This window comes from Lysinibacillus sp. BSL11, assembly GCF_052928325.1.
The window spans coordinates 18,474-32,545 of the sequence record NZ_JAVGCX010000008.1; the positions used below are offsets into that span (position 1 = coordinate 18,474).

The 14,072-nt window shown below is 36.4% G+C and carries 12 protein-coding genes; 2 read left to right on the forward strand and 10 right to left on the reverse strand.

Features of this window, described 5'->3' with window-relative positions; translation table 11 throughout:
- Positions 1-47: 47 nt before the first annotated feature.
- Together RCJ95_RS10800 and RCJ95_RS10805 are read right to left on the reverse strand one after the other, a co-directional pair.
- On the reverse strand, positions 48-1,568 hold the full coding sequence (locus RCJ95_RS10800; protein ID WP_446722257.1) for a CoA-acylating methylmalonate-semialdehyde dehydrogenase: 1,521 nt from the start codon (positions 1,566-1,568) through the stop codon (positions 48-50).
- A 15-nt stretch (positions 1,569-1,583) separates the two neighbouring features.
- Entirely contained in the window at positions 1,584-2,477 is an 894-nt protein-coding gene (locus tag RCJ95_RS10805) for an NAD(P)-dependent oxidoreductase (RefSeq protein ID WP_446722258.1), read from the reverse strand.
- A 235-nt stretch (positions 2,478-2,712) separates the two neighbouring features.
- Between RCJ95_RS10805 and RCJ95_RS10810 the strand changes: the two genes are divergently transcribed.
- Positions 2,713-3,324 (forward strand): TetR/AcrR family transcriptional regulator, encoded by a 612-nt coding sequence (locus RCJ95_RS10810; protein ID WP_313150252.1) that lies wholly within the window; start codon positions 2,713-2,715, stop codon positions 3,322-3,324.
- A 46-nt stretch (positions 3,325-3,370) separates the two neighbouring features.
- On the opposite strand, the gene RCJ95_RS10815 is transcribed toward RCJ95_RS10810, so the two are convergent.
- From RCJ95_RS10815 to RCJ95_RS10840, 6 genes are all read right to left on the reverse strand, one after another.
- Complete coding sequence (locus tag RCJ95_RS10815) at positions 3,371-5,377, reverse strand: EAL domain-containing protein (protein ID WP_446722259.1); 2,007 nt, start codon at positions 5,375-5,377, stop codon at positions 3,371-3,373.
- A gap of 29 nt (positions 5,378-5,406) precedes the next feature.
- A complete protein-coding gene (locus tag RCJ95_RS10820; protein WP_221679578.1) occupies positions 5,407-7,563 on the reverse strand; it encodes an RNA degradosome polyphosphate kinase in 2,157 nt (718 codons plus the stop codon).
- Positions 7,560-9,107 carry a Ppx/GppA phosphatase family protein gene (locus tag RCJ95_RS10825; protein ID WP_446722260.1) on the reverse strand — a complete coding sequence of 516 codons (1,548 nt, stop codon included), beginning with the start codon at positions 9,105-9,107 and terminating at the stop codon, positions 7,560-7,562. The genes RCJ95_RS10820 and RCJ95_RS10825 overlap by 4 nt, the downstream gene beginning before the upstream one ends.
- Positions 9,108-9,272: 165 nt before the next feature.
- Complete coding sequence (locus RCJ95_RS10830; protein ID WP_257521223.1) at positions 9,273-10,175, reverse strand: chemotaxis protein; 903 nt, start codon at positions 10,173-10,175, stop codon at positions 9,273-9,275.
- A 65-nt stretch (positions 10,176-10,240) separates the two neighbouring features.
- Positions 10,241-11,563, reverse strand: a complete 1,323-nt coding sequence (locus RCJ95_RS10835; protein ID WP_446722261.1) for an MFS transporter — start codon at positions 11,561-11,563, stop codon at positions 10,241-10,243.
- Positions 11,564-11,767: 204 nt separating this feature from the next.
- On the reverse strand, positions 11,768-12,088 hold the full coding sequence (locus tag RCJ95_RS10840; RefSeq protein WP_221679573.1) for a winged helix-turn-helix transcriptional regulator: 321 nt from the start codon (positions 12,086-12,088) through the stop codon (positions 11,768-11,770).
- Positions 12,089-12,244: 156 nt separating this feature from the next.
- On the opposite strand from RCJ95_RS10840, the gene RCJ95_RS10845 reads away from it, so the two are divergent.
- Positions 12,245-12,637 carry a DoxX family protein gene (locus tag RCJ95_RS10845; RefSeq protein WP_221679571.1) on the forward strand — a complete coding sequence of 131 codons (393 nt, stop codon included), beginning with the start codon at positions 12,245-12,247 and terminating at the stop codon, positions 12,635-12,637.
- A gap of 67 nt (positions 12,638-12,704) precedes the next feature.
- Here RCJ95_RS10845 and RCJ95_RS10850 read toward each other — a convergent pair whose 3' ends face one another.
- On the reverse strand, positions 12,705-13,571 hold the full coding sequence (locus tag RCJ95_RS10850) for an NAD(P)-dependent oxidoreductase (protein ID WP_221679569.1): 867 nt from the start codon (positions 13,569-13,571) through the stop codon (positions 12,705-12,707).
- 303 nt (positions 13,572-13,874) lie between these two features.
- Positions 13,875-14,051: an aspartyl-phosphate phosphatase Spo0E family protein gene (locus RCJ95_RS10855; protein ID WP_004224595.1), complete on the reverse strand. Its 177-nt coding sequence runs from the start codon at positions 14,049-14,051 to the stop codon at positions 13,875-13,877.
- Between the last annotated feature and the right edge of the window lie 21 nt (positions 14,052-14,072).

Below are 14,072 nucleotides of genomic sequence, written 5' to 3' on the forward strand. Positions count from 1 at the left end.
CCCTTTTTTAGAAAAAGAGCTGTATAGCTCTACAGCTCTAGGTTTTATTAGTCGTTATTGCTTGGGAATGCAAATGTGGATGCTGGGGAGGCATTACCAGCCATCCAACGCTCTGAAATTGTCTTAGTTTTTGTAAAGAATCGTGCTTGATCTGGGCCAAACATATGCCCCTCACCAAAACGAGAGCCTTTAAAGCCTGCGAAGTTATGGTAGCCAACAGGAATTGGAATTGGTACATTGACACCAACCATGCCAACATCAATTTCTGTTGTAAATTTTCGAGCTGCTAATCCATCATTCGTAAAGATTGTGACACCATTGCCTAGCTCATGCTTATTTATAAGTGTAATAGCTTCCTCTAAGGAATCTACACGAACAACATTGCGAGCTGGACCAAATATTTCTTGCTCGTAAACTTCCATTTCTGGTTTTACATGATCTAATAATGTAGGTCCTACATAAAACCCTTTAGACTCTTTGACAATGTCAAGCTCTCGTCCGTCACAAATTACTGAAGCTCCTTCGGCTTCCCCTCGATCAATTGCAGTAAGAATTGCTTCTTTCGATTGTTGAGAAATAACAGGGCCAAAATCTGAATCAGGATTTGTATAAGGGCCAACCCTCAGATTGGCGATTTTATCCTTCAGAATCTCCACTAGACGATCTGCAGTATCCTTTCCTACAGGCATAATGGTAGATATCGCCATACAGCGTTGTGAGGCTGCCCCATACGCTGCTCCAATAAAGGCATTAGCTACCTGTTCAAGATCCGCATCAGGCATTACAACCATATTATTTTTACCCCCACCAAGTGCAGTAACACGCTTTCCATATTTTGACCCAGTTTCATAAATATACTTCGCAACTGGTGTTGATCCAACGAATGAAATCGCTTGCACAGCAGGGTTTTCTAAAAGTTCATTGACAGCATCTTTATCACCATTGATTACTGTCCAAATACCATCAGGCAATCCCGCCTTCTTCCAAAGCTCACTAACATACAATGCAGTCATTGGCACACGCTCGGATGCTTTTAAAATAACCGCATTTCCTACAGCAATGGCCATACTCGTTTGTGCTAGAGGCACCATGATGGGGAAGTTAAATGGAGAAATTGCTGCCACAACCCCTAATGGATACTTTGCAGAATAAGCATTTATTTGACCTCCAACATTTACAGAGTATTCTCCTTTCATTAAGTGGGGCGCACCAATGGCTAAGTCAACAGATTCAAGTCCTCGTGTAATTTCACCTTTGGCATCTTCAATCGTTTTACCGCTTTCAGTACAAATGATTTGTAATAGCTCTTCCATATTTTCAGTGATAAGGTTACGGAACTTTAGTACAATTTCTGCACGCTTAGCCACTGACGTATCACGCCAAGCTGGAAATGCTGCTTGAGCTTGCTCGATTGCATCTTGTGTTTCCTCTACTGTTGCAAGGGGTACCTTAGCAATGACTTCACCTGTTGTTGGATTAAATACCGAACCGAATCGTCCACTTTTTCCTTCAACCAATTTGCCACCAATAAAATGTGTTAATGTTTTAACATCTTGTGCTGTTGTCATATCCATTTCCTCCTCTTAAAATTGTTCTAGTTTACATTTTTCTTTTAAGCTTAAATAAGCTGCAGACATATCTTTTTCTCCATAGCCCTGCTGAGCAATTCCACTATAAAGATCCACTAACTTTTCGCCGATTCGCAGCGATACGCCTGCTTCATCAGCCATTTCCTTAGCTAACTTCAAATCTTTTAATAGTAGATTTGTCGAAAAGCCCGGCTCATAATTATCATTTTTCATATATTCCAAATAATTACGTTCATAAATACGGCTTTGCCCATAACTATTACTTAATACTTCATAGAGCGTGTCTGCCTGAATACCCATTTTTTCACCAAGTACAATCGTTTCAGCGACTGCCTCTGTGTAAAAGCCAATCATTAAGTTATTGAGTAATTTAATCCGCGTCCCTATACTTGCAGATGTACCCAAATGATAAATATTTTTACCGATTATTCCGAATATTTCACTGGCACTTTTATAATCTTCTGTGTCACCACCAACCATAATAGTTAATGTCGCATTGATAGCCCCAATGACACCCCCACTGACAGGAGCTCCCAAATAACGTAATCCCAAAGCTATAGCTTCTGTATGTAACGTATCATTTAATTCGGGATTAACAGTACTAAAATCAATCAGTAGGCATCCTTTCTTTGCATGTTGTAAAATTCCTTGCTCTGACTGATAAACCAATTCTACAACCTGAGGGGTAGGCAAGCTTGTCATAATAACATCACATTGTTTCGCAATATCCATAGCTGTCTCAAGGCCGAAACCACCTGCTGCTGCGAATTGATCCATTGCTTTCACATTCGTATCGAAACCATACACCTGATAATCTGCCCTTAATAAGTTAATAGCCATCGGTAAACCCATATTCCCTAAGCCAATAAAACCTAATTTTCCCTTCATTGTGACCTCCCCATTCCTTGAAAATACAACGGAAAACTTGATGATATACTAGCCAACTTTCATTTTTTAAAGTAACATTAATAACGAGATAACCTCATTGACCACAGTCATTGACTTCGGTCATTTAAATCATAATCAATCAAAATCCATCTCGTCAATTAAAAATTTAATATTTTCAGAATATTTTTCACAAAAGATATTTTACAATATTTTAAACAGGAGGTATTAGCTACCGATGGAAACACTCACAAGCAGACAGAAAAAGGCATTAGAAACACGTGAAAAATTATTAAAAGCTTCTTTAGATTTATTTAACAAGCATGGTTATGAACATGTTTCTGTTGAACAAATTACGAAGGCATGTAATGTTTCAAAGGGTACATTTTATACACATTTCCCATCTAAATATGATGTTATTTTAGAAAAATTTAAGGAGCTTGATAATTTTTATAGTACAGTTGAAAAAAATATTGATCCCTCATTACCAGCAAGTGAAAAAATTCTTTTAGTATATCAAGAGCAAATGAAATATTTAACAAATATTGTGGGGAAGGATTTATTACGTACAGTGTATACGGCTGCTATGACAAACCAAGTAAAACAGGATCATTATTTAATCAATCCACAACGTAAGATTTTTCAGATAATGAATACATATATCGAGGAAGGAATTCAACATGGGGAATTTAGACAAGATGTTTCTGCTGCTACCATACAAACACTTATTCAGCGCTGTATGCGTGCCAATGTCTATGATTGGTTGATACATAGTGAAGACTTTGACCTAGCCTCTGAGATGGCGCAATTTACAGCAATTGTCTTAAACGGTCTTAAAAACGGCAAATAAAAAAGTAGCACTTCATCTATTTTATGATGAAAGTGCTACCCGTTTTCTAGCTTACAAAATATTGTTGTACAATCGTTTCTACTGGTAATGGTTTATTATACAAATAGCCTTGCCCTTTTTGACAACGATGGCGTTTGAGAAAATCGACTTGTATTGGTTCTTCAATTCCCTCAGCAATGACCTCTAATCCTAAATTATGAGACATCGAAATAATGGCTTTTATAATGGCTTCATTTTTGTCATCCTTTGCTATATCTGCAATAAATGACTGATCAATTTTAATAATATCAATCGGATAACGCTTGAGATAACTTAATGAGGAATAGCCTGTCCCAAAGTCATCCACAGACACATAAACACCTAATTGCTTCAGTTCTGTAAGAATCGAAAATGTTTCATGAACATTTGTCATAGAGCTTTCGGTAATTTCTACTTCTAATAATTCAGGTGGTACACCATATTTCTTTAAAGCTGTTTTAATTTTTCGGGCAAAATTTTCTTTTCGAAACTGTTTTGGAGATATATTGACTGCAATCCGTACAGGACGATATCCCTTCGATTGCCATTCTTTTTGGTAACGACATACCTCATCAATAATCCAATCACCAATTTCAATAATCAACCCTGAGGCTTCTGCAATAGGAATAAATTGTGCTGGTGATACAAAACCAAATTTACGGTTATTCCATCGTAATAATGCTTCAAAGCTATTGATGCTATTATTTGCTAAATCCATTTGCGGTTGTAAATGGAGACTTAGCTCATTAAATTCGATTGCACGACGTAAATGTGCCTCCATCAATGCTTCGTTTGGAAAAATAGCCGTCATATCTTCACGGTAGTAGCGGTAATGTGAACGACCATGTTCTTTAACAGAAAATAAAGCTTTATCTGCTTTCCGTACAAGTGTCTCGATATCTTTACCATCTGCTGGGCTAAGTGAAATCCCAATCGATACACTTATAAAATATTCCTGTCCATCTATCATAAATGGCTGTTTTAATACGTCCATAATCAAGTTTGCAGTTCGTTCAATTTTTTGGATGGTTGCATCTTTGAGCACAAAAATAAACTCGTCACTATTATATCGATATAGCGAACACTTTGAGTAGCAAAGCTCCCGTAACCTATGACTAAACATACGCATCAAATCATCTCCCTTGCTCTCGCCAAGGGATTCATTAAACTTTTTAAAACGGTCAATGTCAACTAAAATAAGAGCGGCTTGCTTATGCTCTTGCTTTTTATCATTTAAATGCTGTAGCCAATGCTCCTTAAAAGCTTTTCGATTCCAAATACCTGTTAATTCATCCATTAGTGCTAGGTAATAGAATGCTTCATGATCATTCATAAATGAATTCGCATCTTTAACAAATAGGTGAACACCCACAACTTCACCATTATAATAGGTTGGATGCGTTCTTAAATAAAAGGGCTCTTTACTTAGTAAATCACCTTTCAATAAGCATTTAGGCATGCCAAACGCTGAACCTTCGATTGTTTTGGTAAATAATAATTTAAATTCATTGAGGTATTTACTTTCTAGTAATGAAAAAATATCTAGTCCAATTAGACTGTGCTGCTCTCTCGATAGTGTAGCAGTAGCAGCAATATTTTGATGAATTATTCGACCTTGTAAATCTGTCGTTAACACTGGACTTATGTGTTGTTCAATGAACTGTAAATAGGGATTTTCTTCAAATGTTATCGCTCGAAGAATAATGGCAACGATTGATTCAGAAAAGTGCTGAACATGAAGCACAAATGTTTTCTCTTGAAGACCGTTACCTAATTTTAGAGTATGCTGTTTATTGATTTCCTCAATTAGAAATCCCGATAATTGCAGCCAGCATTGCTTAGTAAAAAAGTTCTCAGCGTTTTTGGCTGTTATATCCTCCAGCTCCATCATTGAAGATAGCTTTTCATTAAATTCAACGACCTCAAACACTATGTTATCAACTTGTCTCAAACAAATAATTGCATCAAATGGATTTAGTTGCATGAGCTGTTGATATTCTGCAAATGGCGCTACATTTTCTCTACATTTTTTCATTCTATCCCTCACTAAGTAGCGTGTTTGCTCTATTCTTCGTCTAGCGTAGGCTTTAATGCATCCTTCAAGAAAATTTCCTGGCTATTTAATGGATCTTCGCTACGATCAAACTCTTTATAATGATACTTACCATTAGAGTCTTGAATACGGGCTTTCGCAGTATCCATTAATTGTGCATTCATTATGTCAATAATACGAGTTTTTGCTTCACTTGCATATACAGGGAATAAAATTTCTACACGTTTAATCATATTACGTGTCATCATATCTGCAGAGGATAAATAAACTTTATTTTCCCCATTATGATGGAACCAATAAATACGAGAGTGTTCAAGGAAACGACCAACAATACTTGTTACGGTAATGTTTTCACTAATACCTGGGATTCCTGGTCTAATACAGCATATACCACGAATAATAAGTTCGACCTTTACACCCGCAATGGATGCCTCATAAAGCTTCATCATTAAATCTTTGTCTGTCAATGAATTCATTTTTGCACGGATAAAACCATTTCCATATTTTTTATGACAGGCAATTTCCTCATCCATTAAACGAATAAACTCATCTCGTATATCAAATGGTGCAACGACTAAATGATTAAAGGTAGGTTTTTCTGTATAGCCACTTAAGTAGTTAAAGAAATTTGTCGCATCAATGCCAAACTCTTTATCTGTCGTTATTATGCCCATATCCGTATAAATTTTTGCAGTAGCATCATTATAATTTCCGGTACCCAAATGGACAAAACGTTCAATTTTGCCGTTACGACGACTAACGACTAGCGTAATTTTTGAGTGTGTTTTTAAATTATTCATCCCATAAATTACAAGACAACCTGCTTGTTCTAATTGTTTTGCCCAGTGTACATTATTTTCTTCATCGAAACGTGCCTTTAGTTCCACTAATACCGTTACTTGTTTACCGTTTTCAGCGGCAAGTTTTAACGCTTGAATAATAGGGGAATTCCCGCTTACTCGATATAATGTCTGTTTTATAGCCAACACATTCGGGTTGACAGCGGCCTCAGAAATAAAATCAACAATAGGGGCAAAAGATTCATATGGATGATGGAAAAATATATCCTGTTGAAGTGCTTTTTCGAAAATATTTTCGTCAGACTGTAAATCTAAAGGTGGCTGTGGGATAAAGCTTTCATATTCTAAATGCTCACGACCTACTGAAATACCTTTTACAAAAGAGAACATAAACGTTAAATCCAAAGGACCATCAATATGGAATACATCGGATTCTTCTATTTCGAATTCATCTAGTAAGTATTGCAGCACTTCCTCGTTCATTTCTCCCACTCGAACTTCTAAACGGCTTCCTACTCCCCACTTTCGCTTTTTCAGCTCTTTTTCGATCTCCACGAGAAGATCTCGAGCCCCTTCTTCATGGATAGTTAAATCTGCATTTCTTGTTAAGCGGAAGGCTTGTGCTGATTTTACGCTATAGCCATAAAACAGCTTTTCAATATGTGCTACTATCACATCCTCCAATAAAACTACAACTGTCTTTCCTTCTTCGGACGGTACTTTTATATAGCGATCTAGCACAGATGGAACCTGGACAATCGCCACTCTTTCACGACTTTCAAGATCTGACTCATCCTGTTCTAACAGCACTAGTAAATTCAAAGTTTTACCAAGCAAAGTTGGGAAAGGACGATACGCATCCACTGCAACAGGTGTTAAAACAGGGAAGATAGTTTCTGCAAACATTTCATTGATAAATGATTTTTGCTTGCTATTTAAATCTTTCATGTCCGCAATATGTACATTATGTTGAGGCAGTAAATCATAGATTAAATGTCTATATACCTCAGTTTGTCGACGCACTAATGCTTGTGTGCGTTCTGCTATTTTGGCCAACTGTTCCTTCGGCGTTAAGCCAGATTTGTTTTCGGGCTTATGAAAACCAGCACGAACCTGGTCCTGTAAGCCTGCAACACGTACCATGAAAAATTCATCTAAATTGGAACTAAATATAGCTAAAAATTTTAAACGTTCAAGCAGAGGATTATTAATATCCTCTGCTTCCTCTAGCACTCGCTCATTAAAGGCAAGCCAGCTTAATTCGCGATTATTATAATATTGAGGCTTTGCAATTTCCTCTAACAATAGATTGTAGTTTTCGGAAAATTCTTCCCCATGTAGCTCGTTTTTCGTTACTTCAGTTGTCATCCATTGTTCCACCCTTCTTCAATAAAATTGATCTTCATTGGGATTTTTAATGCACGTTCTAAATGCTTTCTATGTCGATTGGCTTGATATTTTTCAGCCGCAGCATTCTTTTTTACATAAATATTAAGCTGAACATGATCTTCTTCTGTGTGCATTTCAATAGCATGTACTATATTGCGTTTTGAAACATTTAATGCATAGACAAATTTTAATAACGCTCCGAAATCTCTTATTTTACGATGTTCCTCCCGACTCATCCATGTAGAAAATGGAGCAGCAAAACGTTCGAAATAATCTTTATTTTTATAGGAGGCAAGAAGTGCTAGTTTTACTCGTTCTAAATGATTTAAACCATCAATGGACTGATTCGCAATTAAATAAAAAGTATGTTGGCTTGAAGAGCTTAATTCGATATACTCTCCTATATTAAAAACCTTCGCCGCTTTTGCTAATAAATGCAAATCTTCTGGATGATATTGCAAGTAGCCTAAATGACAACATTCACGATACAATTGGTCTGCTAAATGCATTAAATAATCTACTTCCATTTCACTCCGACCATACTGACGTGCTAATCTTCTAGCATTTCCTTCAAATACATTATCTTTATCAAACGCCTGTGGATCTGTTTGCAAAATCCGTTGAATAATGAGTCCCTCACGTAAACCTCGCTTGGTCAGTTGGAAGGTCTCACTACCAACTACCTCCATCAATATTCTAAATACCTCTAATGCAGGAACAATGATATCTGCGCGGTCAGATGAGAGCCCATCCAATTGTTTCAACTCCTGAAAGCTTAATTGCCCTAAAAATAAGCTTAAATCATCCAAATTTTCCTTCGTCATTTCATAACCATGAACGCTGGCAATAGGGTAATCATGCTTTTGTTGATGTATTTGAGCAATATTCCGCGCACTACCACCAATTGCGATAATGGGTAGAGCAACATTTTTTATCCAAGGGAGTGTTTGGAACTGCTCTTTGACAAAGGCAAGAAGCTCTTTTTTCTCACTACTATTAATAATTTCACCTTTTACAAAACGTTGCTTTAAAGAAACTGTCCCAAAAGGGAAACTATGTGATTGCTGAATTTCTTTATTTTCAAACAGCGTAATTTCGGTACTACCACCACCGATATCTATCGTTACGGCCGATTTCGTACCCATGGAATAAGCAACAGCAACGTATCCAAAATAGGCTTCTTCTTCTTCTGATAAAAGCTGTATTTGGATACCAGTCCGTTCTTTCATTTCCTCAATAATTTTGTCTCGATTAGTGGCTTGTCGAATAGCAGCAGTCGCAGCAGCTATTACATCTGTTACTTCAAAATCCTCAAGCATGGCTTTAAATGTCAATAAAGTTTCTGATAACACTTGAATACCTTCGTCAGACATCTCTCCTGAGGGCTGTAAATATGTACGCAATCGTGCTACCGTCTTAATATTTCCAAGCTCACGAAGTCCCTCTTCATTATTATATTGATATAATACTAATCGGATAGTATTGGAGCCGATATCAATAATAGCTGTTTTTAATTCATTCAAATAATCACATCCTTCAAGCATCTACCATTTATTTTGTTCATAATATTAGGACATATACAAAAAAATCGGACCCTCTTAATTAAGGCATCCGACTTTACTTTCATTTATTTATACTTGCAGGATACCCATTATTAAAATTGAGAAGTATCATGTAAGCCATGGTGATTACAGAATAAGTTGGTCAACACGTAAAATGAGCTCTGCAATCTCTGGCTTACTTATTTGATCCTCAGCCCCTACTTGATCACCTTTATGACGAAGGTCGTCTGTAATTAGACTTGAAAAAATGATAACAGGAAGCTTTTGAAGATCGGGATGCTCTTTGATTTTTCGTGTCAAATGATGGCCGTCCATTTGTGGCATTTCAATATCCGTTACCACCAATTGAATATGCTCCGCTATGTCACTGCCACTCTTCGCAATTCCCTCTAAGTATTCATAAGCATCGCGGCCATTTTCAAAGAATTCAACATTGTCATAACCAGCTTCATTCATTGTATCGAACAGTAATTTACGTAATAACGGTGAATCTTCTGCAATTAAAATTCTCTTTCCAGATCGCTCACGTTTACCGAGTTTTTTCACAGATTCCACACTAATTCCTGACGCAGGATTGATATCCACCATAATTCTTTCGAAATCTAGTAATAGAATCATTTGCTCATTCTGTTTAATCACACCGATTACTTGTGATGTACCTCCCTGATACATATCTGAAGGCTTTTCGATTTGATTCCAAGAAATTCGATGAATTTGTGTTACATTATCTACATGGAAAACGACACGTTGTTTATTAAATTCTGCTACAATATATTTTTGTTGTGGATTACGCTCAACACCTTGAATCCCTAATACTCGTAGCATATCTACAACAGGTAATACCTCACCACGTAATTGAATGATTCCTTCTACATGCGGGTGCGCGTGTGGGATAAACGTTACTGGGATCGGTTGAATAATTTCTTTTACTTTAATAACATTGATGCCGAATTTATTGTTTGCTACTTCAAATTCAACAATCTCTAGCTCATTTGTTCCACTTTCTAATAATATTCCTTTATGTTCCAATGCAACCCCGCTCCTTTCTCTACATCTGTTTATAATTCAATTGTATCATAGGCAATACATTTCTCCTACTTGCTATTTCCATTTTTATCATTAACTTTTAGATGTACCAATAGACCAACGACCGTCATAACGATCAACGTTGATAATGCTACACGACTAGCAATAGTACCATAATCCTTCATCCACAATGTAACAGTTCCATATATGGCTGGACCAATAATGGAGGATACTTTACCTGAAAAAGCAAACAACCCAAAAAATTGTCCACGTTTTTCGTTCGGTGATAATTCAATAATATATGTCCGAGATGTCACCCACATTGAGCCAAGTGATATACCAAATAGACTACCAGCAAGCCAGAACATCCATTGTGCTGAAGCAAAAACAGCGAATATTAAAGCAACAATCATAATAAGTGCAACAATTGTAATGGCACGTTTAGCTCCTATTGATTTCGTAACATACCCAAACGCAAGTGACCCAATGATTGTTGAGACAGTAGAGACCAAATAAAGAACGATAAATTGTCCAGAACTAAAGCCAACAATTGTTGTCGCATAAACAGCCATCATAGCAATCGTTGTAGCAATGGCATCATTTAGAAAGAAATAAGCAACCATAAAGGTAAAGATTGCTTTATATTGCTTCATATCTTTAAATGTTTGAATGATTTCTTTATAACCATCTAAAAACTTTAAGGACTTTCGTTGTGACTTTGGGATCGGCGTATCTTTATTAATTAAGAATAATGGCAATGAAAAGAGTAGATACAGAATGGCTGTTGGAATAAACGCTCGATGAAAATCGCTGTTACCAACATACAAGTAAACAAGTAATCCAAAAAGTGTACCAAGATATCCGATTGCAACACCATACCCTGAAATGAGCGGCATCTCTTCTTTTGTTCCTAGATCACCCATCATAGAATCGTAAAATACTAAACTTGAATTAAAGAAAAATTTCGCTATGACAAAACTTGCAACTACCAAAAATAAACTAAGAGGCACACCAGAGTAATTGACAGTGGTTTGTACATTCGCAAATATTCCCATCATAAACGTAAACAGAATAGATATGGATGCAAACCATACAATAAATCTCTTTTTATAACCTGTGTTATCAATCCACACACCGAAAAGGGGTGAAAAGATAACGAGCAACAAGCTTGCAATGGCATTTGCATAAGATATAAAGGTGCTCGCAACTTGTTGCATGACTTCATTTGTTCCTAAAACCTCATCCATGTAAAAGGGAAAAAATATTGTATTTATATTTGAAGAAAAAATTGTATTCGCAAAATCATAAAATGCCCATGAAAGTATCGGTAATGATAAATAAATGGCTAATTGACTTCGATGTTGTACGTCTATAGCTGTACTCTTCTCCATAATACCCTCCTCTCCATTCTCTATAATAAACAATTAATTTCTCTCTGAAATAAAAAACACCTTTTTTTAAAGAAAATTAATATTATTTACAATATAACAGTAAATTCACTGAAAAATAACTGCCAAATGGTCGATAATTGAACGCTTATTTTCTGTGTGAATCCAAAAAAAGGTATTCAAGCCCCTCGCTTGAATACCTTTTTATCATTCTATATCTATGGTTACCCATTCAGAGGACCAATGCTCGATCGCTTTTAGCACAGGTGCAATAGCATAACCCTTTTCCGTCAATTCATACTCAATGACAACTGGCGTTGAGGGAATTACTGTACGTAGCACTATTTGCTCAGTCTCTAACTCCTTTAAACGTTCTGTTAATACACGGCTACTAATATTCAGCTGATTTTTAATGGTCGAATACCTTTGCGGACCATCTAGTAGCTGATAAATAAGTAGCGTATTCCAGCGATGATTTAATATCATGAGTGCTTTTTCAAATCGTGGACAAATATTTTTTTGATCCAAATGACTTCCCCCCTTTGTAGATTAGTTCCTATTTAACAGTATATCACTTTTTTAAAAAACCTGTTCTAAAAATACATTAAGTTACTTGACAAAAGTTGTTTTTAAAAATAAACTAAGTTACGAATTGTAAGCAAAAAGAAAAGGAGTTACTTTATTATGCAAAATATTGGTTCAACAATTTTACGTATCGTTCTAGGCGTTATTTTTGCAGTGCATGGTTTTCAAAAATTTCAAGGCGGTATTAGCTATACAGCTGACTTCTTTGATAGTCTAGGTATACCAGGATTTATGGCGTATATTGTGGCAATTATTGAGTTAGTTGGTGGAATTGCCATTATTTTAGGTTTAGCAACAAGAATATTTGGTGCTTTATTAACGATTACAATGATTGTGGCGATCTTTACAGCAAAGCTTAGCATCGGCTTTATCGGGGCAGATGGATTGGCTGGTTATGAATTAGATTTAGCATTAGGTGCAATAGCTCTTTACTTTGCTCTCGCAGGCGCATCCAGCTTCTCACTGGATTCTCAACTTTTCGGGAAAGAGTAAAACAAAAAAACCTGAAGGTCTCCCATTAAGGAGCCTTCAGGTTTCCTATTCATAATCGCATCGCAAATTATTTATAATACTTCAAGAGTGCTTGTGTACCATTATCACCATAGCCTGCTGCGATTAATTTCTCATACATTTCATAGGCTAATGCAAGTCCTGGTAATGTGATGTCCATTTTGTTTGACTCATCTAAAGCTATTTTCATATCCTTTACAAAATGTTTAATATAAAAGCCTGGTGCAAAATCTTCTTTTATCATACGTGGGGCTAAATTGCTTAAAGACCATGAACCTGCTGCGCCTGAAGAGATCGATTGTAATACGGTAGGTAAATCTAATCCTGCCTTTAGTCCATAAGCTAATGATTCACACACGCCAATCATACCAGAGGCAATGACAATCTGATTGCACATTTTTGCATGCTGTCCAGCTCCTGCTTCACCTTGATAAATTATATTACCTCCAAACTGCTTCATAATTGGCAATACCTTGTCGTATGTGATTTGATCACCACCAATCATGATCGACAAAGTGCCATTTTGTGCACCAATATCCCCTCCTGAAACAGGGGCGTCTAAAGCCTCTACTCCGATGGATTGAGCATGCATATAAATTTTCTTTGCTAAAGATGGCTCTGATGTCGTCATATCAATAACAATGTTGCCTTGTTCTGCTGTTTGGAAGAGGCCATTTTCCCCAAAATATACTTCCTCTACATCTGAAGGATAACCAACCATTGTAAAAGCAATTTCATGGTTTCTAAATGCCTCAGCAGGCGAGCTTGCCCATGATGCCCCTAAAGCAACAAGAGGTTCTGCTTTTTCTTGCGTGCGAGTATAGACAGTAACTTCATGACCATTTTTTAATAAATGCTTAATAATACTAGCACCCATTACTCCAGTTCCAATAAATGCAATACGTTTCTTTGTCATATGTACAATGCTCCTTTGTTCTAGAATGTCTGCACTCTCCATGAGAGTTCAACTCTATATCTTTTCAGTTTAGGTGAATGAATGGGATAATTCAAACTCTTCCCACAACTTGTACTAAAATTTATAGGTAGGGCATATATACCGAATAAGCAAAAAAAAGAGAGCAAGTGATTGGGGGATCACTGCTCTAAAGGGGGAAATGAGAATGTTGCTGTGTTCATAGTAAGTTATTCCCCATTGAAATGCATTTTAAACATATATGTTAAAATGTTTTTTTACTCTGAATACTGGAACAATCTTTTGTTAGTCTTCTTGGTCTTTTTCTTCTTCAAATGCCATCTGTCTATAATAAGTATTCATTAACTGATCTAATCTGCGACTCAGTTGAATGGTTTTTGCATTTTGTAACCCGTTTTCTACACCTGAGCGAATCATCATCTCACGAGTTTGTTCCATTTGTTTCAAGAGTAGATTGACCATTCATACAACCCTCCACACACA